Raw genomic sequence first — 23,687 nt, 5'->3', positions numbered from 1 at the left:
AGCTGGGAGAGCACCTCCCTTACAAGGAGGGGGTCACTGGTTCGAGCCCAGTAGCGACCACCATACTTTTTCCCTCTTATACTTTACCCTCAGCCCTACTCAACTATGCTTGATCTAGATCAGTGCGTGCTTAATTGGCAATTTCACATTTAATGTCCTGTTAACCACCCAATGCGATTGCCGCCCATGCCTGATTTCACTCTGCCTTTGGCATACTTGGAGATCAACACTATGGCCAGTGTCAGCCAATCCGCCTCCTTAACCCATATTGCGGCTTATCTAAAACACACCCACGCCTGTGATGAACAAACCGCCCTAAAGGAAGCACGGGAAGTCATGCAGAATCTGGTCAGCATGCGCCAAAAGGGCTATATCACGGGTTGGTATTTTGATGAATACGGTCACTTAGAGTTGCTCCCCAGCGATGCCATTCTCAAACGTATTGGTGCTGAAGATGAGTGATTTTCCAATATAGCTCCCGCGCATACTAAAGCCATATACAGTATTCTCCTTAGACGCAGCTTTCTCTTCACTTAAACCATGCCATCAACTTTTTAAACTCAGCCACTTTTTAAACTCTTTTTGATCTAAAAATAACTGATTACGCTTACTTAATCGGCAATGGCCGAATACTCATCAGCAAGGTAGAAATAAGCATTTGGGTGGATTTCCACCCAAACAAAGAATAAGCGTGAGCGAGATCTCACCCATTAAACTAAAAGTGTGACAAACATCAAATGAACTACACTTTAGTAACCAAACACTTACAGAGCGCAACGTAAGTTGGCGTGGTATTTGCCTTTAGTAAGACAGACCTCAGGGAAATCAAGGCTGTATTCCTACTCACACTTGGTAACAAACTAACCAAGACTGGGGACAAATCCTAACAACAGAAAAAGGAACTCAAAAATGACATTGAATCAACAGATTGGAATCACCCGTCCATTGAAAACCGTTGCAAAAATGCTAGCCCTCGCTTCTGTTTTCGCAACCAGCTTTAACCTGTTCGCCGCCCCAGTTGAAATCAAATTTTCCCACGTCGTCGCGGAAAATACGCCAAAAGGTCAAATGGCCCTAAAATTTAAGGAACTCGTTGAGCAACGTTTACCGGGTGAATACACTGTCAGCGTATTTCCTAACTCACAGTTATTTGGGGATAACAATGAGTTAGCAGCACTATTGTTAAACGACGTGCAATTTGTAGCACCTTCGCTCTCTAAATTTGAGCGTTACACTAAACGCCTGCAAGTGTTTGATTTACCATTTTTATTTAATGATATGGATGCAGTAAACCGTTTCCAACAGGGAGATGCGGGCCAAACTCTGTTGAACTCCATGAGCCGTAAGGGAATTGTCGGTTTAGGCTATCTACACAATGGCATGAAGCAATTTTCTGCCAATACTCCGTTAAAACAACCTGCCGATGCCAAGGGTCTTAAGTTCCGTGTAATGGCATCTGACGTATTAGCGGCTCAGTTTGATGCCGTGGGCGCTATTCCAGTGAAAAAACCTTTCTCTGAAGTATTCACCCTGCTACAAACCCGCGCCATCGATGGTCAAGAAAATACCTGGTCTAACACTTACTCACAAAAATTCTATGAAGTTCAAAGCCATATTACAGAAAGTAACCATGGAGTCTTAGATTATATGGTCGTGACTTCTGATGCGTTCTGGAAAGGTTTACCCGCTGACAAACGTAAGATCATCAAAGAAGCATTAGATGAGTCCATTGCACTGGGTAATAAAATCGCTGCCGAGAAAGATAGCGCAGATAAACAGTTAATCCTTGATTCTAAACGCTCTGCTCTAGTGACTTTAACGTCAGAAGAACGCCAACAATGGATCGATGTAATGAAGCCTGTTTGGGCTAAGTTTGAAGATCAAGTTGGTAAAGATGTGATTGAAGCCGCTGTTGCTGCAAATAAATAATAATGATACTAAACCGCTTAACCCTATTCGGGGTTAAGCGGTATTTCAGCGAGGGGAGTACTGCTGTGATATCGCGAATTTTTGGTTACTTTGAAGAAGGTGTGCTCAATCTACTGATCACCTTAATGACACTACTCGTATTTTCCGAGGTCGTAGCACGATTTTTCTTCCATACGGGTTTTTTATGGATCCAAGAACTCACCTTAACCCTGTGTGGTTGGTTTGTGTTATTTGGCATGTCCTACGGGGTAAAAGTCGGAGCCCATATCGGTGTCGATGCCTTTGTGAAAACCCTGCCACCTAAGGCGAAGAAGATCACATCCTTAATCACGGCCTTGATTTGCTTAACCTACTGCGGACTCTTTCTAAAGGGCAGTTGGTCTTACCTATCGCAAATGTACCAAATCGGTGTGCCAATGGAGGACATCAACTTCCCCAAATTCCTGTTAAATAGTTTAGATCCTGACTTTGCATGGAACACTCTACGAATCGATGTAGAAGATGGTGCTGTGCCCATATGGATATCCCAAAGTATTCTGCTGATTGGCTTTAGTATGCTCACATGGCGTTTCCTTGAGCTCTTTATTGCCATTTTACGCAACCAAGTCTCTGGCCTCCAATTTGCCGATGAAGCGAAAGAAAGTATGCATTTAATTGATGAAAGTGCTCAACAGGCACATAGCACTCTGACATCGGACACAGATAACAAGGAGGCGAAATAATGGCGATTGCAACTCTATTTACCGCCCTGCTCGTCTGTATGTTTTTAGGCATGCCCATCGCGATTGCGTTAGGTTTTTCCAGCATGCTGACGATTTTATTCTTTTCCAATGATTCACTAGCCTCAATTGCACTAAAGCTGTATGAGTCCTCGTCTGAGCATTACACGCTGCTGGCAATTCCTTTCTTTATCCTGTCTTCCGCCTTCCTCTCCACTGGGGGGGTTGCTAGACGAATTATCGACTTCGCCATGGACAGCATTGGCCATATTCGTGGTGGTTTAGCCATGGCATCCGTAATGGCCTGTATGCTATTTGCCGCAGTTTCGGGCTCATCCCCCGCCACAGTGGCAGCCATTGGTTCGATTGTGATCGTGGGTATGGTGAAAGCGGGTTACCCCGAAAAGTTCGCTGCAGGTGTGATTACCACTTCGGGTACCCTTGGCATTTTGATCCCACCTTCGATTGTGATGCTGGTTTATGCCGCAGCGACAGAGGTATCAGCGGCCAGAATGTTTATGGCGGGCTTAATCCCAGGTTTAATGATGGGATTTCTGTTGATGGTCGTTATCTACATAATCGCCCGCTTCAAGAATCTGCCTTCACGCCCTTTCCCTGGTTTTAAGCAACTTGGGATATCCAGTAGTAAAGCACTCGGTGGGTTAGCGCTTATCTTTATCGTATTAGGTTCGATCTATGGCGGTGTGGCGAGTCCCACTGAAGCGTCGGCTGTCGCCTGTATGTATGCCTACTTTATTGCCGTATTTGGCTACCGTGATATTGGTCCACTCAAAAATGTGGCTTGGCGTAATCCAAACGAAAATCTACTCGCGGCATGCGGGCGCAACTTAGCTCATATGCTGTTAGGGTTGATTAAAACCCCCATAGATAAAGAAGTTCGACATGTGGTACGGGATGGCGCCAAGGTCAGCATTATGCTGCTGTTTATCATCGCTAACGCTATGCTGTTTGCCCATGTGTTAACCACAGAACGCATTCCCCATATCATCGCTGAATATATTGTGAGCATGGGCCTACCCGCTTGGGGCTTCCTGATCATTGTGAACTTGCTGCTGCTGGCTGCGGGTAACTTTATGGAGCCTTCGGCCATTGTGCTCATTATGGCGCCAATCCTGTTCCCCATCGCCACCCAGTTGGGGATAGATCCGATCCATTTAGGCATTATCATGGTCGTGAACATGGAGATTGGGATGCTAACACCGCCAGTGGGGCTCAACCTCTTCGTGACGGCGGGGATCACAGGCCGCAGTATCGGCTGGGTTATTCAATCCGTGCTCCCATGGTTAGCCTTAATGTTGGCCTTCCTCGTCCTTATCACCTATGTGCCGCAAATATCGCTGTTTTTACCCGAACTGCTCGATAAGCTGAACGGATATTAATCTCAAGGGATAAAGATTATTCCTTGATCCTAGTTAGTTTTTAAGCGAGCCTACTCAGGCTCGCTTTGTTTTGTCTTAAGTGATAATCAGGATTATCCGCAATGCTACCCATGACACCAAAAGCCAAGAAACGTCTTCTGCTGACCATAGTGCTACTCGCGGGCCTATTTGTCATTTTGAAATTAACCTATTGGGTACATTTATATCAGGGCAAAGTGGAGATCCAACAACAGTCGGAAAAACAATTAAAGGAACTCGTTAGCTTTTTGGATGGTGCCCTCTCCCGTTACGAAAGCATTCCCCATGTGCTCTCCACAAACCCTATGTTGGCTAACGTGCTTAATGATCAGCAAAATCCGAACAAAATCCAAGAATTAAACCTCTATTTAGAGGAAATACAGCATGTTACAGAGGCTTCAGACATCTATCTTATCGATGCATTAGGGATTGCCATTGCCGCCAGTAACTGGCAACAGAGTTTCTCTTTTATCGGTAAGGACTATTCCTTCAGACCCTATTATACCGATGCCATCTCGGGTAATTTAGGCCGCTACTATGCGGTGGGAACTAGCTCTGATAAACGCGGGTTTTACTTTTCATATCCCATTTATCAACAGGGAGGCAAAGGCATACTCGGGGCTATTATCGTCAAAGTCGATATTGCCGATATAGAACAGCAGAGCACGAGTATAGCGATGGCGGGTCGATACCAGTTTTTGATCAGCGATCCCGACGACATAGTGTTTATCTCCAGCGTCGACGAGTGGCGCCTAACGTCTCTCACGCCACTGACTCAAGCGAAACAGTATGCGCTGAATGCCTCAAAACGCTACGCCGAACGTCCGATAGGCGAATTGTTAATGAAACCCCAATATCAAGAAAAGGGTAATAACGGCGATCATATTTATCAAATACGCACGGGCAATGCCCTAGCCCAGTATATGGATACCCATCATTTGATGACCAAGGCGGGTTGGCGCGTGCATATTCTCTCGCCGATGAAGCCGCTGATCGAGTCTATGCCGGCGATGATGCTATTGTCGGCCTCGATTTATCTGTTACTGGCACTGGGCATCCTCTTTAGCAGTGAGCGGCGTCGCAACCTGCAACGTATGCAACTGGCGCAAAACCTGCTCGAACAACGGGTCGAAGAGCGGACTCAAGATCTCAAGCAGGCCAACAATCGCCTAAAGGATACCCAAGATGAATTGATCCAGGCGGCAAAATTAACCGTGATAGGCAGTCTGTCCGCCAGTATCAACCACGAACTCAATCAACCACTGGCAGCCCTACGCAGCTATGCACAGAATACTCAAACCTTCCTTGTCCGTAATATGCAGGATAAGGCATTGGATAATCTTAAGATTATTATCGAACTCACAGATAGACTTGCCGATATTGTCGGTCAATTTAAAAGTTTTACCCGCAAGAGCCAAGGCACCGACAGCGCCACCGATATTAACCGCTGTATTAAGCAGGCGCTGACGATAGTGCAACCCGAAATTGATAAGCAAGGGGTTGAATTGGATGTACAATTACCCGAAGGACAATACCAAGTCTGGGGCGATAGGGTCAGATTGCAGCAGGTGTTTGTCAATATTATGAGTAATGCCATTGTCGCCATGCAGCTATCGGTTAGACGGCGTTTGATTATTCGTGTTACCAGTACAGATAAATTCTGTATCAGCATTCAAGATTCGGGGCCCGGCGTCAGGGAAAGTCAAATGGAAAAAATCTTCGAGCCCTATTTCACCACGAACGAACGCCATGGCCTTGGGCTAGGATTATCGATTTCCCAACGTATTATTGAGTCAATGCAGGGTCAGATCAATGTCGCCAATGCCGAAGACGGCGGCGCTATTTTCCATATTATTTTGCCGATTTATTTGCTCGAGGAACGCCAGTCAATATGAGTTTGCCCACATCAATCCAAGACTATTCGGTGCTTATCATCGATGATGAACTTCATATAGGCACTGTATTAGTGCAGTTATTTGAACTCGAAGGTATTAAAGCCCTCGCCAGCACTGAGCCTAAAGGCATAGCTAAACTACTGGACAAAGACTGGGCAGGGGTCGTGATCTCCGACGTCAATATGCCACAGCTCGATGGCATCAGCCTGATGCAGCAAATTCGCCAACAGGACCCCGATCTCCCCGTAGTGCTACTCACCGGCTTTGGTGACATAGCAATGGCCGTTAGCGCGTTAAAGCAAGGTGCCTATGATTTTCTCGAAAAACCCTTCAACAATGAGCATATGCTCGATGTAGTAAAACGTGCACTGGATAAACGCAGCCTCACCCTCGAGAATCGTAAATTAAAGAAAGAGTTAGAAAGTCAAAGTCTTCCGGGGCCGCGAATTTTAGGTCACAGTGCTGGCATTAACAGAATGCGCCATATCATAGATCAAGTGATAGATACCCCCGCCGATGTGTTAATTGAAGGCGAAACCGGCACAGGCAAAGAACTCGTTGCCCGTTATTTACACGATCATAGCAGCCGCAGCCAAGCCAATTTTGTCGCCATTAACTGTGGTGCCATCCCTGAAAATCTTATTGAAAGCGAGCTATTTGGCGCCGAAGCCGGTGCATTTACCGGCGTAGATAAAATGCGCATAGGTAAATTTGAATATGCCAATGGCGGCACGTTATTTTTAGATGAGATTGAAAGTACGCCGCTGTCACTGCAGGTCAAACTGTTGCGAGTACTTGAGGATCGTAAGGTTGAACGCTTAGGTTCAAATAAGAGTATTAATTTAGATATTCGTGTTATTGCTGCCACTAAGGTCGATTTAAAGGGCCTGTGCGACACGGGGGAATTTCGCCAAGACTTACTCTACCGCTTAAACTTAGTCACAGTGCCAATCCCGCCGCTGAGGGATCGCCGCGAAGATATCCCCCTATTATTTTTACACTTTGCTCGAGTCGCTTCGGCGCGTTACCACAAGGCGCTTATCCCCCTCAACGCCGAGCAAAATGCCATTATCACCTCACACGACTGGCCGGGTAATGTGCGCGAGCTAAGGAATCTCGCCGAGCGTTATGTACTCCTCGGTGGTGAAGCCGCCTTTGCGGGTAGCCTAGGGAATACCCCTAGTCTGCACTCCAGCATGTCACTACTGCAACGGGTCGAATTTTTTGAGCGCGTGCTGATTGAAGAAGCCTTAAGTCATAATAAGGGCAGTATAAAACTCACGATGGAACAGCTCGAGCTGCCCCGTAAAACCTTATACGATAAAATGCGTAAATATGACTTAGACAGAAAACAGTATGTGAATTTAGAGGAGTGATAGACAAAACCCCGCGTAAGTTACGCGGGGTTTATAAAATATATTTTTTAGTCAATTAGTTATCTTGGCAAAATCCAATACCCAAAATACACTCGGCAAACTACTCCATCGCAGCTTCAACGGCACACATTCCCTTTTGGTTTTTTACATAGGGGGCGAGGATCGGCATCATGCCCTTCATCACCTGCAGCGGCAGTGCCGAGGTAAAGCTAAAATCATCGGACTTACTGCCCGGCACAAAAGCCGTTAAAGTGCCAAAATAGTTATCCCCTAAATAAAACACAAAGGTGGCGGTGCGGTTCATCGCCGTGGTGGCGACTTTTCGGCCCTGCTGCATTTGCGTCACAATGCGGTTATCTCCCGTGCCCGTTTTGCCACCTATGGCCAGCATTGCCCCATTCTCATCGGTGAAAATACCTTTTAAACGCCTTGCCGTACCATTTTGTACCACGTTTGCCAATGCCGCTTTGAGCGCCTGAGCGACTTCATGGCGCATCACGCGCTCACCTTGGGTATGCTGATTTTGCAGCCGAACCTCGTAGGGGGTATCCGCCGCAAAATGCAGCTGATTAATACGCACTGTGGCCAATCTTACGCCATCGTTCTGGATTATCCCCATCAGTTCGGCCAACGCAGCGGGTCTATCCCCCGAGCTGCCCAGCGCCGACCCTAAGGAAGGCACCATAGATTCAAAGGGATAGCCTAAACGCGCCCAGCGTTGGTGAATATCGAGGAAGGCCTCCACCTCGAGCATCACCCGTACCCGCACATCACGGGCGTTCTTATGCCGAGTCCTAAAGAGCCAACGGTAGACTTCCTGACGCTCAGCTTTACTGGCTTCTTTCACATCGCTTAGGTTGGCATCCGGGTGGTGATTAAGGTAATCGAGTACCCATAACTCCAAGGGGTGAACCCGCGCGATATAGCCTTGATCGGGCAGGTTATATTTATCTGGACCATATTTGTTATACAGATCTTTAATACGCTTATCGCTGTAGCTATTTTGTGGCAAGTGCTGCTGTAAAAAGGCCTTAAAAGAGGCGATAGACTCATTGGGCTGTAAATACCGATAGGCCGCAGTAAGCTGTTGTTCCGATTGTGATAAGCCATCGAAGAACATGTCGAACCTTTCATTTGCGGCCACTTTCTTGTACTTGCGGTAGAACTTAGTCACAAAGGTATTGCCTTCACGGTCGGCAAATATTCGCAAATATTCCTCACGGCGGGGATCTTTATCATTACGCAGCAGCTGGGCCATATTGCCTTCGTTTTGCATACTGCTGCTGTAGTTCACTATGTCGCGCATCAAGCGCACAAAGGGCAAGTTAATCGAGTCTTGCAGCGCCTGGTACATGGTTGGTGTTTTAAGATCTTCCGACTTCTTAAAGTTATTAAACACATGTAATCCACCGCCGGTGAAAAACTGCTCATTGGGCGATGCAGAATATTCCCGTTGCAGGGCAGCATCTAACATGCGGTCTAGGCGTCTATCTGGGTTAGCAATCAGATAATCGATGGCCCAGCGCGTTAAGTGATCCCTCGGTTCTATAATGATCGACTCTAACTCAATCCCGTGTTTCTTCGCATACTTATCGTGGATCTCAGCGATGATCTCCAAATATGTTGCTAATACGCGCAGTTTCGCGGTCGAGCCGAGTTCTAACTTGCTTCCTTCATTGATATCAAAGGGTTGGTCCGTACTGTCGGTCTGTACCCGAACGCGGTTAGCCGTATCGGTACGCTCGTATAAGGTAAAACTATAGAGCACATTTTGCAGTTGGCTGGGTTCCAATAAACGCTCGCCCAAGAGGCCGACCTGCTCTGCGGTTGACACTTTTCCAAGGCTGCGCAGGTAATGGCTGACCTGTTGCTGCAAGTCACTGTGTAGGCTGCTATTGACCGTAAGATCTAATCGGTCTAAATCATATAAGCCGACGTTTAACATCCCTGCGGTGCGGATACGGATAGTGTTAACGCCTTTATCGGCCCCCGATGACTGGGTATTACGTTGGGGTTTAGTCACCTTAAATTGCAATCTTTGCGCTAATGCTGCATCCCTTAAGCCACGGTCTATCAGGTAATATTGACCGAGTAATCGAATGTGGCTATCGACTAAATTTTCAAGATCTTCATGGCCTTGTAATAAATAATAGGAAGGTCGGCGCTGGGCAATCATCAGGGCAACCACTTGGCGGAACACTTGCCCACGCTTAGCCGCATTCGCTTTGATTTGGGGTGAGGCTAATAGCTGATTCGCCGTATCGAAATCGGTACCAAACCATGCCCACAGTCCATCACCAATCCCATGTACTTCGCCATGATTGGGTGCAGAGGATAAAGGCACGGTATTTAAATAATCTTGCACGATACGTTTACGGGCGGGCTCCGTTTTCTCCCCCTGCTGGTACACACGCACAGTGGCAGAACCAATCTGCAGTAATTTATCTTTAATGCTCAAGGTTAAACCTTGGGAAGAATGGCGAAATTTCTCAATCTGGGTCGCCAGCGTACTGCCGCCTGCCGTGGAGACATTCATCCCGAGCATTTCAGCAATTTGACTCATTCCCGCCACCACAAATCGTGGCCAATCGATCACTGGGTTAAGTTTTTCTTCCGTTGTCCACAACTCGCGGTTTTCAATAAACAGCAAGGTATTGACGATCTCGTTAGGGATCTTATCGTCATCCTGATAGACACGTTTAGGGTAGGTAAACTCGTATAGATCGGTATTACGGCAGTCGAGTAAAGTGAGCCCCGATTGCGCTTTCTCATGGTAAGGCGGGAAAAATCCTAACTGCGCATATTCCTGCAATGCTGGCGAAAATGCCACTTGCTGGGTGATCTGGAAATTTCGCTGCAATAATCTGTCGATATACAGGGGCAACTTGCTGTAACCATGGCGCTCATCGAAAGGACCATAACTTGGGTAGATAATCGATGGGGTCGGCTCGCTTCTCAACTCATAGGTGAGTTTCTGGGCATATTGATTAATGTATTTTGCCTGATAGAAAGAGGTCTTAACCTCTTGGCCAATCAAAATCGCTAAACAGAGTATAAGAATAAAAAATAGGAACCAAGCACGTCCCTTAGATCTGGCCTTAGGCTTAGGCTCGGCCTTAGGTTCGGGTTGCGGCGGACGAGGACGATAATTTTCGAACTTCATCTCTTGCGTAGTATTAGGCAAAACTGCTCCAAAAAATCACTAAAATCACTTTTTCACGTGGGATCTGATAGCCCACTTATGCTCGCAACAGAGGTTAGCGACTAAGTGTATAGCCGCTAAACACTCAAGTAGTGCTCATTTCACCCATCGGAGGATTTCCTTTTCCTATGCATCGACTTTGACTCTTTGGAGAGCAAGCTAATTTGTCGTCAGATTTTTCGCTATTTTAATGAGTTAACTGTTCATCTCAAAGTGGTTTATCTAAAAATATTCACCATTTGCCCTTTGACATCATTACCTCAGGCGATATTGGGCTCATCCCAAATAAACTCACGGAAATGCTTACGGCAAACCGATTCGTAACTATCATTACCGCCAATCGCCACTTGCTCACCTTCGCGCATCACTTTGCCATCGCCATCGAGGCGCACCACCATATTGGCTTTGCGGCCGCAATGGCAGATAGTCTTCAATTCGACTAACTTATCGGCCCAAGCCAGCAAATAATGACTGCCGCTAAAGAGTTCCCCTTGAAAGTCCGTACGTAAACCATAGCACAACACAGGAATATCTATTTTATCAACAATATAGGTTAATTGTTTAACCTGTTCTTTGCTTAAAAACTGACACTCATCCACCAAGACGCAACTCAGTGGCATTGCCTGATGTGCAGTTTGGATCATATCGATAAGGTTATCTTGGCTGCTAAAAACCTGCGCTTCAGTCTCAATACCGATACGAGAAGCCACCTTGCCCTTACCGTATCTATCATCGATCGAGGCCGTCATCACTAAGGTATTCATCCCGCGTTCGCGATAGTTATAGGAAGATTGCAATAAGGAAGTGGATTTGCCCGCGTTCATTGCTGAGTAATAAAAATAGAGTTGTGCCAAAACGAATACCCTTAAAACGTTATTTATTCACGTCTGTCGCCAGAGCTAAATTAGGTAATAGTCTACCATTAGGCTCCATATCAGAACACTAGCCAACCCTAAGCTTTAAGTCGAAATTCAGCAATAGCGCCATAAATCCAATATCTGCATGCCTAAAAATTCGCCCAAACACCGATTAAGTGGCTCCATTAGCTGCCCACAAACAGCAACACTTGTTAAATCCGCGTAAATATATCAAGTTGTTAAATTAACCTTAATTAAACCTTAAATATTGTTTTATAAGGAAAAAGTAATGAATATTAAATGTTAAAAATGAGATCTACCTCCAAAGTAATAGGTGTAAATGCGGTAAAGTTCAAAAATTCAACAACCAATTAACTCTAATATCCACTTTGAGCCAATTTGTGCTCAATTAAAAAAATAAAGTATTCGATAGCTTGCAAATTAAAACCTACGGTTCAAAGCACTAATCTCCCCCTGCAAACTTTAGTGCTGCAATCCGTCCTTTATATGCATATTGGATCAATTGGAGATTATGATGAGAATTTTCACCTCTAGAAAACTGGCCTATTTCGTTGCCTTAGCACTAACAGGTGCCCTTGTTGGGTGTGGTGATGATGGCAAAGATGGTGCCGATGGCGCACCAGGAACGCCCGGCATTCCAGGGACGCCAGGCACACCAGGAACACCTGGCGAGCCATGGACGCCACCTGTAGTAACAAGTTCGACGGCAACCAATATCAAAGTGCTCAGCTACAACTTCGATGAAGGTAGTATCACTTATGAATTCGAGATTACCGATGAAAATGGCAGCCCAATCAATGGATTGTTAAATGCTCAAGCTAAAGTAGCAGCCTTAACCGATAAAGGATTTATCAACAACCGTACCGAAAGCGATATTAATGGAGTTGCAGATAATGTGCATATAGGTGGAGCGGCAACCCAAGCAACCGAAGGAGCCACACTCACCACTATCGACGATGGCAAATACCAATTTAAAGCACCGATGAAAGGTGTTAATCCCAGCACTGAAGGTATCGTTTGGTTACGTGTCGGTGGTAACGATGGTATTGCGACCTCCCAACCATTAGTGGTTAACAAACCTGAGGGCACCCATTCTACGACTACGGACAGTTGCTACTCTTGCCATATTGACTACTCAACCAGCCCACGTCGTCATGCGAGTTATGTTGCTAGCGGTATGGACAGTGAAGTCACCTTTGTTGAAGGTTGTTTAGCTTGTCACGGCTCAGTCAGCCGCGCAGCTAAAAACGCCGAAGGTTTCTCTATTGGTGGATATGCTACCAACACACTATCAAAAATTGGCCATGTTAATCACCAGGAATTTACCAAAGATTTCAGCGTGATGAACTGTACTTCCTGCCACGTAGAAGCGCCTAACAATATCAACGTATCAGGCCCAGGCTGTATTGACTGCCATAACAGCGGTGGGGTACCAGGCGCTATCATTCCAAGTGATGGTGCAGATTTACGCATTATGCACGAAAGCAAAACAGGTATCACAGAGCGTCAAGTACTGCGTGCTAAATATAAACTGGAATTATCAACACCCGTTAAAGTGGATGATATTTCAACTAAAACTGACCACTATGCTCCCGATGGATCAGCAGCGGCTAAAGTTGAACCCGGTTGGTGTACCACACTGACAGTGAAAGATACCGAAGGCAATATCTTCAGTATTAAAGATAACTTTAACTATTCAGATCCTCTGGTATTTGATGCTAAGAAACCTATTGTCTATGCGGGTGCTTATTTGCATGCCTATGACAATAACACTGTAGTGGGACGCCCCGGCAACCGCACTAACTACTACTATGGTTACAATGCGGATGGCACCAAGAATATCTGTCACTTACTCACTGATATCCAAGCCGTTAATGCTAACTACGCCTACTCAGCTCGCGTCACCTTTAGTACCCCGGGTTGGATGGAATACGATGGTAATCAACGTTACCAAAGTAATGGCAAACTAAGAGCCAATGGCTATGACGGCTCTATGGGCGTTTCCTTTACCGCTTACTCTGATGTTGTTGATCCTGTGACCACAGCTAAAGTCTCTGCCTTTGAACGTCGTACCGTCGTCAGTGATAACAGCTGTACCACTTGTCACAATGATGCCACTGCGTTCCACAAAAATGGGGCCTTCGATGAAGGTGGTAAAGCCTGTGTGGCCTGCCATGATAATGGTATGGCACGTACATCAGCAGTATTAGGCGCAGGTTTTGGCCCTATGGTTCACAGCTGGCACTGGGGTGAAGGTGCTAAAGTCGGTGAAATTGCAGCCGATGGCACTCAAGCGAAAACCGCTAACGGCGCAGGTGCAATTGAAGCCTCTACTAGCTGTGTTGCCTGTCACGAAACGGCTATTGATTTAAGCAAAGTGCCAAATCAATACATCCTTGAGCCAGGTAATAAAATGACCAGCCCAGTCACAGCTAACTGCTTCGCTTGTCATAATAGCGATTCTGCTAAGGCGCATATGGCCAGTAATGGTGGCGAAATCAGCGTACCAAGTGTTGCTGACTGGTTTAAACAACCCACTTCAGAATCTTGCGCTGTATGTCACGACACAGGAAGAAGTACTGGTATTGATAAATACCACAAGTTTACTCGCTAATTAGTCATTTCATCATCGCATGATTAAGTAGTAAGTAAAAAAGCGGTACCTATTTTCCCTGCAAGGAAATAGCAAAGGAGCCTCGCCCATGCGAGGCTCTTTTTTAGTTCGAATCACAAACTGTTACAAACCACTCTCAGACCTATTTAAGTTATTAAGGTTAGAGCTCTAAAAAACAACAATTCCAAGAAAATCAATTAATTATGCGTAAAAATTTTATTCCCATCGCCATCGACGCCACGCTCGCCAACGTTCACTGCACTTGACCAAAGAGATAGCGATCGTTATCGATAGTAAAGACCAACTAGCGGGTCTAACTGAAAGTGACATCACCTCGGCAGCATATGATGCCAAAGCCGCAGGCCACGATGGCAAGTATCTGATGAACATAACCAACACCACTCGCCAGCCCGTATTGGTCTCACTGGAAAACCGTGAACTGTGCCAACATATTTGGGAAGCCTCAGCTAACCGTGGCTTAAGCGGTGAAAACGAAACCGCTTCACTGGTATCATGTTTAGTACAGCTACGCGCAGAATGTGCCCCCTTCTTAGCCTACAAAAACTTCCGCGGCCAAGAGCCAACCACTGAGAGCCTATTAAACCGTCACGGTTTAAAGTAAGCCCTTTAGTCATCGCCTTTTGAACCATAAAAAATCAGCCAGCATATTGCTGGCTGATGTATCGCTGAAACCTCAAGCTAACCCGCTACTTGGCCACACGATTAGACTGTATGCGTAGCCAAATGATACTGATCACAAACATCAGACCACACGTTGCTAAACCCGCAGTAACGGATTCAGTAAATCCAAGTACAACATAACCCGCTAAGCTAATAAACGCTGCAATCAATGCATAGGGTAGCTGAGTGACCACATGGTCGATATGATGACAACTCGCGCCCGTGGACGACAAAATAGTGGTATCGGAAATCGGCGAGCAATGATCGCCAAATACCGCCCCCGCGAGTACAGAGGCAAGCATAGGTAACATCATGCTAGTGTGGCTTCCCATCGCCATATCGGCGGCAATCGGCAACATGATCCCGAAGGTGCCCCAACTCGTGCCGGTTGAAAACGCGGTTATGCCCGCTAGCACAAACATTAAGGCGGGTAGAAACGCGAAAGGAATATTTCCTGTTGCTAAACTCGCCATAAACTTACCGGTTTCGAGTTGGCCAATAACCCCTGCGATTGTCCAGGCGAATAACAGGATATAAATGGCCGGCAGCATAGAGCGGGCACCCTGCACGACACCTTTAACCACCATAGATTTCTCAACCCCCTGCGCAAGGTTAACCACTAATGCAACCGCTAAACCTGCTAGGGAGCCAAAGAATAATGATGAACTGACATCAGTCTTCTCAAAGGCTGAAATAATATTAAATTCAACACCTTCTTTTGCCAAAACCTGGGCACCACTGTCGATCATAAAATACAGGGTTGCAAATACCAGCACAGTAATTGGCAGGAATAAGCCTAAGATTTTGCCGCTTTCCGCTTCCGGGAGATCGGCATTCGCACCAGGGGGCAACCCTTTGGTCTCATCGTATAAATTTCCGCGCTGGGCATTGAGTTCATGCTCGCGCATAGGGCCAATATCCAGCCCCATAAAAGCAACACAGAGTAATAACAACAAAGAGAAAATCGCGTAGAAATTCATTGGGATCATTTGAATAAATACACTCAAATGTCCAGAATCCGCAAAACCGTGTGCCGTTAAAATTCCGCCAATTAACGCAATAATATAAGCCCCCCAGCTAGAAACGGGGGAAATAACACAAACTGGCGCCGCCGTTGAATCCAATAAATACGCTAACTTAGCACGGGAAATATAATAGCGGTCGGTGACGGGTCTAGCGACAGAACCAACGACTAAGCTATTGAAATAGTCGTCAATAAAGACAACACAGCCTAAGAACATGGTCAGTAATTTTGCATCACGTTTATTGCGAATATGCAAACGCGCCCAGTCGGCGAATGCGCGAGCACTGCCACTCACAGTAATCAGTGCGGTGATCATGCCCAGTACAATTAAGAAACCGAGAATATATAAGTTCCAAGAATTAACCGCGCCATCGGCCCAAAAAAGTCCCTTAATGCTATTAAATAAAAACTCACCACTGGCAAGAGGTGAAAATTGATTGAGTAATAAAACACCAATCACAATACCTAAACCTAAGGAGAGGAGTACGCGGCGAGTTAAAATCGCCAATACAATCGCTACCACGGGCGGCAGCAATGAAAGTGCCGAATCGGCATAACTCATAACAGTCATTGATTATTTCTTCGTCAAAATACGAATGGAGGGCGACTGAACTGGTGGGGAAAGGCAATAGATACCCAAGGTCACCTGTCCTATCAGTAGCGCTCCATAGTAACTATTTCTAATATCCATATCAGAAAATACTATGGCAGTGCTGCACCTATTAAGTACAACCCCAGCAGTTGATCGTGATAAATCGAACCACTTCGGCACCAAATCCTTTCGCGATCGATCAACGGAATCACCCTACTGATCACTACTGATATTTGGCGCGCCTCTACTTCTAAGAACGCCCATGCGTGGGCGTGAGGCACATAAAAACATAAGCGGCTAAGCAGATGCCACCGCAAAGCCGCTTACTGTGACCTAGATCACGGATAAAATCAACCGAGACTCGCAATCAACTCAGGAACAGCATCAAACAGGTCGGCCTCGAGACCATAATCGGCCACTTGGAAGATAGGCGCTTCAGGATCTTTATTGATGGCAACGATAACTTTCGCGTCTTTCATCCCCGCTAAATGTTGAATCGCACCGGAAATACCGACGGCAATATACAGATTTGGCGCAACAATTTTGCCAGTCTGGCCCACTTGTAAATCGTTAGGTACAAAGCCAGCATCAACTGCGGCGCGTGATGCACCGACAGCGGCACCGAGCTTATCTGCCAGTTGTTCTAACATACCGAAGTTTTCACCGCTGCCCATACCGCGACCACCGGAGACGATAATGCCCGCATTACCTAATTCAGGACGCGCAGAAACCGTTAAGGATTGAGACACAAATTGTGTTCTCGCCGCAAACACTTTATCGAGTAGCGTCAGTGCAGCATTGTTACCCTCGGCCGTCGCATCAAATGCACTGGCACGCACTGTCATCACTTTTATCGCATCATGACTTTGCACTGTCGCTAAGGCATTGCCCGCATAAATAGGTCGCACAAAAGTGTCAGCATTAACAATGGCAATCACCTCAGAGAGTTGTGCCACATCTAATAGTGCCGCGACCCGTGGCATAGCATCTTTGCCAAAGCTTGATGCCGCAGCCAGTATATGGCTGTAATGAGGTGCTAAATCCACCAGTAATTTTGAGATATTTTCCGCAAGATGCGCTTCGTAGACACTGGCATCGGCAAGTAAAACTTGGCTAACACCTTGTAATGTTTGCGCAGATTGCGCAACAGCACTGCATTGATGACCGACAACTAATACATGCACATCCCCACCAATGGCACGCGCCGCCGTGACAACCTTGGCGGTATCGAGTTTCAGAGCCGCATTATCGTGTTCAGCTAATACTAAAATGGCCATTTAGATCACCTTCGCTTCATTTTTTAACTTTTCGACTAGCTCAGCTACCGAGGCTACCATAATGCCAGCTTTGCGCTCTGCAGGTGGCGTCACTTTCACTAGGGTTTGGTGGTTTTTCAAGGTCACACCCAAATCGGCAATCGTCATAACATCCAAAGGTTTACGTTTCGCCTTCATAATGTTTGGCAATGAAGCATAACGGGGTTCATTCAAACGTAAATCGGCCGTCACTACAGCCGGTAATGGTAGACTCAGGGTTTGCATACCACCGTCGATTTCACGGGCGACTTGCACCGACTGACCTTCGACTTTAATTTCGGAAGCGAAGGTTGCCTGCGGCATATCCGACAGTGCAGCAAACATTTGCCCTGTCTGGTTATTGTCACCATCGATAGACTGCTTACCAAAAATCACCAATTCGGCCTGTTCTTTTTCCTGTACAGCCTTAAGGAGTTTGGCGATAGATAAAGGCACTAGCTCGTCTTCGGTATCGATGTGGATCGCACGGTCAGCACCGAGTGCCAGCGCAGTACGCAATTGTTCTTGAACGGCTTTATTACCGATGCTAACGACCACCACTTCAGTAGCACTGCCCGCTTCTTTCAAACGAACCGCTTCTTCTACTGCGATTTCACAAAAAGGGTTCAACGCCATTTTGAGGTTTGCGGTGTCAACACTTGTGTTGTCAGCTTTGACCCTGACCTTCACATTGGCATCAACTACGCGCTTAACAGGCACCAATACTTTCATAGGGTTTCCTTCCTACACTTTCATGTACATGGACAAAACATTGGTCGTTACCAATGCAGGATAGAGCAACTTTACGTCCTGTTAACGTTAACGTCAACTAAAGTCAAACGCCTGTTTGTATTTTTTAATACTGGGCTGTTGGCCACATTTTTGAACACTTATTTGCCACATATAAAAAAGTTCAAATTTTAAATAATATTTAATTTCTCAATATTGTGTAATTTTATTTGATTCGAGCTATATTAGTTTCTATCATTTAGGGGTTGTTCACCATTATCCTGTATTAAAAATAGAGTGGGACGAAAATAGATATGAGCGAATTTTTAGAGATATTAACTCACGGTCGTCGTTTTAAAGCTGCGGTAAAAGATCTCAGCGTAGAAGAACTGCGTGATTTAGCCGCTAAACTAGATAAAATTCTAGTAGAACGTGAATCAATGGAAGAAGAAGAACTGCAAGCCATCGCGGCTCGTAACGCTAAGATTGAAGAAATCCGCCAACAAATGGAAGCTGTCGGTTTATCCATCGATGACTTAGGTGGTGTAGCGGTTAAAGCGGCCAGCAAAAAGCGTGCTCCTCGTCCAGCAAAATATCAAATTGAAGTTGACGGTGAAATGGTTCAGTGGACAGGCCAAGGTCGTATGCCAACCGTATTTAAGAACGAGATCAACAAAGGTCGTTCTATGGATGATTTCTTAATCTAATCCAGCCTAAAAGTACCGCACTTGTAATAGTGATTACAGCATTACAGTTAGGTAACATAAAAAACTCGCCATCTGGCGAGTTTTTTTATGCCTCAATTGTCCAAAATAGGTCGACGTTCCCCATTACAGTCAATGCTAAAATTGCGTTACAATTCTGACTTAGTATTTACCCCCGCTTTCGGTTACTCTTTATCCACCCTCCCCTACTCAAATAAAAACATGCAGATAAACAATAAGATAATAATAAGCTGCGGCATAATAACTAGCTTTGTTCCCTTCAGTATTTTCGCCCAAGGGAATCCGGTACAGCCCGTTAATAAGTTAACCGCTTTTACCCATGCAGAATTACTTGTCGCACCGGGAAAACGACTAACCGATGCCACTCTATTGGTTGAAAATAATAGAATTAAAGCCATTATTGAGCATGGAGATATACCCGCCTCTGCATTACAAATCGACCTCACGGGTTACACTATCTACCCAGGTTTTATCGATCCCTTCACCGACTACGGCATTGAATTTGAATATCCCAAACTCGGTTTAACCCGTCCCGTATATGATATTAAACGTATAGGCGGAAATGCCGAAAACGGTGCAATTCATGCTGAAAAAGAATGGTTTAATTACGTTTATCCCAATAAAGAACGAGCAAAGGATTGGATCAATAACGGTTTTACTAGCGTGCAGAGTAGTAAGCTCGATGGCATTTTTCGCGGCACAGGTGTGAGTCTGTCCTTAGCCGACAAAACCGCTAATGAAGTGATTTATCGAGCACGTACTCAACCCTTTATGGCATTTGATAAAGGCACATCTGAGCAGGATTACCCCAATTCATTAATGGGAAGTATTGCACTGATCAGACAGACCTTTGCCGATGCAAACTGGTATAACCAAAATAAGCACAAATCCGCCAATAGCACAATAAACTCCCCGTTTGAGTTTAATATCGCCTTTGAAAAATTAGATCATTTAGCCGAGAAGCCAATTGTCTTTGAAACGAAAAATCTCAATGATTTATTACGCGCGGCTCACCTACTCAAAGAACATCAACAGCCCGCTAATCTTTTAGGAAGCGGTCAAGAATACGCTCGCATTAACGAGCTAAAAACCTTGAACTATCCCTTGATCCTACCGCTCAACTACCCACAAGCTCCAGACGTCGGTACCGATGATGCCGACCGAGAAGTGTCGCTGGCAGACTTAAGGCAATGGGAGCGTGCACCAACAAATCCAGCCGTAGTCGCCAAAGCCGATATTCCCTTTGCCTTGACTCAATACGGCATTAAGACCGATGCTTTTTGGCCACGTTTGCGCCAAGCCATTGCCCAAGGGTTAACCGAAGAAAAAGCCTTGGCCGCACTCACCATTCAAGCCGCTGAAATGGCGGGAACCGCAGATTTTACTGGCAAACTCGCCCCTGGATTTATGGCTGATTTTGTGGTCACTAAGGGCAATATCTTTAAAGATGGCCAGATCTATAGCGTTTGGTTACAGGGCCAAGAGCAGAGTATTCGCTCACTTTCGCAGGCTAAATTACTGGGTAATTACCAATTAAGTTTCAATAACCTCACGCTGGATTTATCGCTGCAAGATATCAGCAAAGACGATAAACCTAAGTTTCAGGGTAGCTTGAGTAGTGGTGAACAAAGCATCTCGCTTACTAACCTCACGCTAGAAGATGACGGTAGAGTCAGTTTTAATGCCAATCTTGCCGCCGCCGGGATCCAAGGGATCAGCCGTTTTACCCTATGGCTGGCTAAGGATGGTATTCAGGGGCGCATGGTCGATGCCCAAAGCCGCAGTACCAATGTTGCCGGCATGACCATCGCAGTAAACGATGAGCAAATAACAGAACAAGCCCCAAAGATAGCGGCAAACACAAATATAGTGAGTCAACTCACCTACCCCAATGTTGCCTATGGCCTGAATGAAGCGCCTAAGGTTGAAAAACTGCATATCAAGAATGCCACCCTGTGGACCTCGGATAAACAAGGCATTCTCGAACATGCGGATCTGTTGATGGCCAATGGCCGCATCGAAAAAATTGGCCAGCAATTAACGACGCCATCGGGTTATCAAGTACTCGATGCAACGGGCAAACACCTTACTGCGGGCATTATCGACGAACATTCCCATATCGCCATCAATGGTGGCACGAATGAAGGCACTGATGCGGTCACCTCTGAGGTGCGTATTGGCGATGTGGTTAATTCAGAAGATATCTCAATCTACCGCGCCCTCGCAGGTGGTGTCACCAGTGCGCAATTGCTCCACGGCAGCGCGAATCCTATCGGCGGCCAATCGCAACTGATCAAGATGAAATGGGGAGAAAGCGCCGAGCAACTTAAATTTACCAATGCACCGACGAGTATTAAATTTGCCCTTGGCGAAAACGTAAAACAGAGCAACTGGGGCGAGAAGTTTGTGCAGCGCTACCCGCAGACTCGCATGGGAGTTAAAGCCTTATTTGCAGAAACCTTCGATGCCGCCATCGCCTATCAGAATGCGTTAAAAGCCTATGATGATCTGCGCTCCAGCGATAAGAAAAAAACCATCGCACCGCGGCCAAGCTATCGCCTACAGGCCGTCGCTGAAGTATTAAATCAACAGCGCGATGTGCATATTCACTCCTATGTGCAGTCAGAAATTCTGATGTTTTTGCGTTTAGCCGAAGCCTATCACTTTAAAGTGCAAACCTTTACCCATGTGCTCGAAGGTTACAAAGTCGCCAGCGAGTTAGCCGCCCATGGTGCTGGCGCATCGACCTTTGCCGATTGGTGGGCCTATAAGTTTGAGGTGTATGACGCTATCCCGCAAAACGCTTGCCTAATGCAAAACAAAGGCGTGACCACTAGCATTAACTCAGACGACTACGAAATGCAGCGCAGACTCAACCAAGAAGCGGCTAAGTCTATGATGTATTGCAATATGTCAAAAGAGGATGCTTGGAATATGGTCACCATCAATCCCGCTAAGCAGTTAAGAGTCGATGAATACGTGGGCTCACTGACCCCTGGGAAAATGGCCGATATCGTACTTTGGAACGCAGAGCCGCTGTCTATTTACGCTAAGGTGAACCAGGCATGGGTTGAAGGAAAACGCTATTTTGACCGTGACCAAGACCAACTCGCCCAGCAGGCCGTAGTCAACGAGCGCGCCAAACTTATCCAAAAAATTCTCAGCAGTGATGATAACGCCAAAGCCGGTGAAAAAGTCACGCCACTCAACGAACCCCAGTGGCACTGCGACACCCACTATCTGGCATGGGGCCACACTCACCAGGGAGCCAAATAATGCAACCTTTACCGACAATACTCTTGTTTGCAACATTACTGGGGGGGCTCCCCACAGTAAGTGCCAACGATATAGTGCCGACACCAAAGCAAAGCCACACAGTGCTGATTAAGCACGCCACAGTCCACACCGTCAGCCAAGGTGTGCTTAGTAATACCGATGTGTTAATTGAGAATGGAAAAATTACCGCAGTGGGGAGTCCATTAAATATGCCCGCTGACGGAGGAGCTGACACTCAAATCGTCGATGCGAGCGGTAAACATTTGTATCCGGGGCTGATTGCCCTCGATACCAGCTTAGGTTTAGTCGAAATTGAGATGAGTCGCCCCACCGTCGATAACGCCGAAGTCGGTGATTTTAATCCACAAATTAGCACAGCAAGCGCCTATAATCCGGATTCAGAACTTATCCCTACCATACGCTATAACGGTATCACCCACGCCCAAATCGTCCCCAGCGGCGATGGGTTAGCGGGGCAATCGGTGCTGATCAATCTCGATGCGTGGACGATTGAAGATGCACTCAAGCCAAGTGCTGGGCAATTTCATGTCTACTGGCCGCAAATCAAGCGCATGCCCGAAGATGAAAAAGAGAAAGCCAAGGCAATCGAGAACAATCAACGGGCTATCGATAGACTTAACGCTGCCTTTGAGGATGGCTATCGTTATTTTTTAAGTGATCAACATAAAAACCAGGATGAAAGCAATCAGTCCAGCACTCAGAATCTGCGTTGGCAGGCCATGTTGCCACTATACCAAGGTAAAGCGACACTGTTTGCCCATGCCGATACGGTTGGACAAATTGAGCAAGTGATTGCCCTAGCGAAAAAATACCAATTCAAACTGGTGATTGTCGGCGGCTATGACGCATGGCGTTTAGCCTCAAGCCTAAGGGAAGTCAATGCCAGCGTCATTTATCCCCATACCTTGAGCCTGCCTAAACGTAAAGATGAACCCGTGGATTTGCCCTTTAAGATCCCATCATTGCTCGCCAATGCGGGGATCCCCTTCGCCCTGGGTTTCTCATCGGATTGGAATAGTCGCAATCTCCCCTATGCCGCGGGTTACAGCGCCGCCTATGGTTTAACACCGGAGCAAGCACTTAAATCTGTCACCCTAGATGCGGCAACCCTGTTAGGGGTGGAGGATTTAGGGGCTATCGCAGTGGGGTATCAGGGCAGTGTCGTGCTGTCCGAGGGGGACATTCTCGACCCTATGACCAATAAGATTGTGGCTATCTGGATTGAAGGACGGCAGATAGATCTGAATAATCGCCATCAGCAGCTTTATCAAAAGTACCTTAAGCGGTAGAATTTGCTCAGATAATAATATCGC

At 46.3% G+C, this 23,687-nt stretch carries 15 protein-coding genes, 1 tRNA gene, 1 pseudogene and 1 riboswitch (1 of these 18 only partly in view); of the genes and pseudogenes, 12 read left to right on the top strand and 5 right to left on the bottom strand.

All coding sequences use genetic code 11. The features are described 5' to 3' along the window. From COW15_RS06075 to COW15_RS06045, 7 genes are all read left to right on the top strand, one after another. Window positions 1-63 (top strand) — tRNA-Val (locus COW15_RS06075); it begins 46 nt to the left of the window's first position. A gap of 168 nt (window positions 64-231) precedes the next feature. Then, window positions 232-462 carry a hypothetical protein gene (locus COW15_RS06070; protein WP_293630963.1) on the top strand — a complete coding sequence of 77 codons (231 nt, stop codon included), beginning with the start codon at window positions 232-234 and terminating at the stop codon, window positions 460-462. A 447-nt stretch (window positions 463-909) separates the two neighbouring features. Further along, entirely contained in the window at window positions 910-1,929 is a 1,020-nt protein-coding gene (locus COW15_RS06065) for a TRAP transporter substrate-binding protein (RefSeq protein WP_293630960.1), read from the top strand. Between the two features lie 65 nt (window positions 1,930-1,994). Further along, window positions 1,995-2,651, top strand: a complete 657-nt coding sequence (locus tag COW15_RS06060; RefSeq protein WP_293630959.1) for a TRAP transporter small permease — start codon at window positions 1,995-1,997, stop codon at window positions 2,649-2,651. Beyond that, window positions 2,651-4,048 carry a TRAP transporter large permease subunit gene (locus COW15_RS06055; protein WP_293630958.1) on the top strand — a complete coding sequence of 466 codons (1,398 nt, stop codon included), beginning with the start codon at window positions 2,651-2,653 and terminating at the stop codon, window positions 4,046-4,048. The genes COW15_RS06060 and COW15_RS06055 overlap by 1 nt, the downstream gene beginning before the upstream one ends. 101 nt (window positions 4,049-4,149) lie before the next feature. Further along, entirely contained in the window at window positions 4,150-5,961 is a 1,812-nt protein-coding gene (locus COW15_RS06050) for an ATP-binding protein (RefSeq protein WP_293630956.1), read from the top strand. Then, window positions 5,958-7,337 (top strand): sigma-54 dependent transcriptional regulator, encoded by a 1,380-nt coding sequence (locus COW15_RS06045; RefSeq protein ID WP_293630954.1) that lies wholly within the window; start codon window positions 5,958-5,960, stop codon window positions 7,335-7,337. Before COW15_RS06050 ends, COW15_RS06045 begins: the two co-directional genes overlap by 4 nt. 100 nt (window positions 7,338-7,437) lie before the next feature. Here COW15_RS06045 and COW15_RS06040 read toward each other — a convergent pair whose 3' ends face one another. Together COW15_RS06040 and COW15_RS06035 are read right to left on the bottom strand one after the other, a co-directional pair. Next, a complete protein-coding gene (locus COW15_RS06040) occupies window positions 7,438-10,521 on the bottom strand; it encodes a transglycosylase domain-containing protein (RefSeq protein WP_293630953.1) in 3,084 nt (1,027 codons plus the stop codon). A 278-nt stretch (window positions 10,522-10,799) separates the two neighbouring features. Further along, the gene (locus COW15_RS06035; protein ID WP_293630952.1) at window positions 10,800-11,393 is read right to left on the bottom strand and encodes a thymidine kinase; all 594 of its coding nucleotides are present in this window, start codon (window positions 11,391-11,393) and stop codon (window positions 10,800-10,802) included. A gap of 538 nt (window positions 11,394-11,931) precedes the next feature. On the opposite strand from COW15_RS06035, the gene COW15_RS06030 reads away from it, so the two are divergent. Further along, the gene (locus COW15_RS06030) at window positions 11,932-14,031 is read left to right on the top strand and encodes a cytochrome c3 family protein (RefSeq protein ID WP_293630951.1); all 2,100 of its coding nucleotides are present in this window, start codon (window positions 11,932-11,934) and stop codon (window positions 14,029-14,031) included. Between the two features lie 247 nt (window positions 14,032-14,278). Further along, window positions 14,279-14,599 (top strand): annotated as a pseudogene (locus tag COW15_RS06025) (dipeptidyl carboxypeptidase II); the annotation flags it as partial. A gap of 139 nt (window positions 14,600-14,738) precedes the next feature. Here the strand turns inward: COW15_RS06025 and COW15_RS06020 are convergent. From COW15_RS06020 to COW15_RS06010, 3 genes are all read right to left on the bottom strand, one after another. After that, complete coding sequence (locus COW15_RS06020; RefSeq protein ID WP_293630950.1) at window positions 14,739-16,307, bottom strand: Na+/H+ antiporter NhaC family protein; 1,569 nt, start codon at window positions 16,305-16,307, stop codon at window positions 14,739-14,741. A 79-nt stretch (window positions 16,308-16,386) separates the two neighbouring features. Beyond that, a riboswitch (Lysine riboswitch) is annotated at window positions 16,387-16,583 on the bottom strand. Between the two features lie 95 nt (window positions 16,584-16,678). Continuing rightward, window positions 16,679-17,605: an FAD-binding protein gene (locus COW15_RS06015; RefSeq protein WP_293630949.1), complete on the bottom strand. Its 927-nt coding sequence runs from the start codon at window positions 17,603-17,605 to the stop codon at window positions 16,679-16,681. Continuing rightward, window positions 17,606-18,355, bottom strand: coding sequence for an electron transfer flavoprotein subunit beta/FixA family protein (locus COW15_RS06010; RefSeq protein WP_293630947.1), 750 nt, complete (start codon window positions 18,353-18,355; stop codon window positions 17,606-17,608). 311 nt (window positions 18,356-18,666) lie between these two features. On the opposite strand from COW15_RS06010, the gene COW15_RS06005 reads away from it, so the two are divergent. The 3 genes from COW15_RS06005 to COW15_RS05995 all read left to right on the top strand — a co-directional run bounded on the left by COW15_RS06005 (window position 18,667) and on the right by COW15_RS05995 (window position 23,663). Further along, window positions 18,667-19,059, top strand: a complete 393-nt coding sequence (locus COW15_RS06005; protein WP_293630946.1) for an H-NS family nucleoid-associated regulatory protein — start codon at window positions 18,667-18,669, stop codon at window positions 19,057-19,059. 219 nt (window positions 19,060-19,278) lie between these two features. After that, a complete protein-coding gene (locus tag COW15_RS06000; RefSeq protein WP_293630945.1) occupies window positions 19,279-22,353 on the top strand; it encodes an amidohydrolase family protein in 3,075 nt (1,024 codons plus the stop codon). Next, entirely contained in the window at window positions 22,353-23,663 is a 1,311-nt protein-coding gene (locus COW15_RS05995) for an amidohydrolase family protein (RefSeq protein ID WP_293630944.1), read from the top strand. Before COW15_RS06000 ends, COW15_RS05995 begins: the two co-directional genes overlap by 1 nt. Window positions 23,664-23,687: the final 24 nt, after the last annotated feature.

Origin of the sequence: Shewanella sp. CG12_big_fil_rev_8_21_14_0_65_47_15 (genome assembly GCF_002783505.1) — a bacterium.
Taxonomy (GTDB): Bacteria; Pseudomonadota; Gammaproteobacteria; order Enterobacterales; family Shewanellaceae; genus Shewanella.
This window is presented reverse-complemented; position numbering and strand designations above follow the sequence as displayed.

Excerpts from the sequence above, each read along its gene's own strand:
- COW15_RS06045 (WP_293630954.1), top strand. The coding sequence starts at position 5,958 with ATGAGTTTGCCCACATCAATCCAAGACTATTCGGTGCTTATCATCGAT.
- COW15_RS06070 (WP_293630963.1), top strand. The coding sequence starts at position 232 with ATGGCCAGTGTCAGCCAATCCGCCTCCTTAACCCATATTGCGGCTTAT.
- COW15_RS06065 (WP_293630960.1), top strand. The coding sequence starts at position 910 with ATGACATTGAATCAACAGATTGGAATCACCCGTCCATTGAAAACCGTT.
- COW15_RS06010 (WP_293630947.1), bottom strand. The coding sequence starts at position 18,355 with ATGAAAGTATTGGTGCCTGTTAAGCGCGTAGTTGATGCCAATGTGAAG.
- COW15_RS06000 (WP_293630945.1), top strand. The coding sequence starts at position 19,279 with ATGCAGATAAACAATAAGATAATAATAAGCTGCGGCATAATAACTAGC.
- COW15_RS06020 (WP_293630950.1), bottom strand. The coding sequence starts at position 16,307 with ATGACTGTTATGAGTTATGCCGATTCGGCACTTTCATTGCTGCCGCCC.
- COW15_RS06050 (WP_293630956.1), top strand. The coding sequence starts at position 4,150 with ATGCTACCCATGACACCAAAAGCCAAGAAACGTCTTCTGCTGACCATA.
- COW15_RS06005 (WP_293630946.1), top strand. The coding sequence starts at position 18,667 with ATGAGCGAATTTTTAGAGATATTAACTCACGGTCGTCGTTTTAAAGCT.
- COW15_RS05995 (WP_293630944.1), top strand. The coding sequence starts at position 22,353 with ATGCAACCTTTACCGACAATACTCTTGTTTGCAACATTACTGGGGGGG.
- COW15_RS06015 (WP_293630949.1), bottom strand. The coding sequence starts at position 17,605 with ATGGCCATTTTAGTATTAGCTGAACACGATAATGCGGCTCTGAAACTC.
- COW15_RS06030 (WP_293630951.1), top strand. The coding sequence starts at position 11,932 with ATGAGAATTTTCACCTCTAGAAAACTGGCCTATTTCGTTGCCTTAGCA.
- COW15_RS06055 (WP_293630958.1), top strand. The coding sequence starts at position 2,651 with ATGGCGATTGCAACTCTATTTACCGCCCTGCTCGTCTGTATGTTTTTA.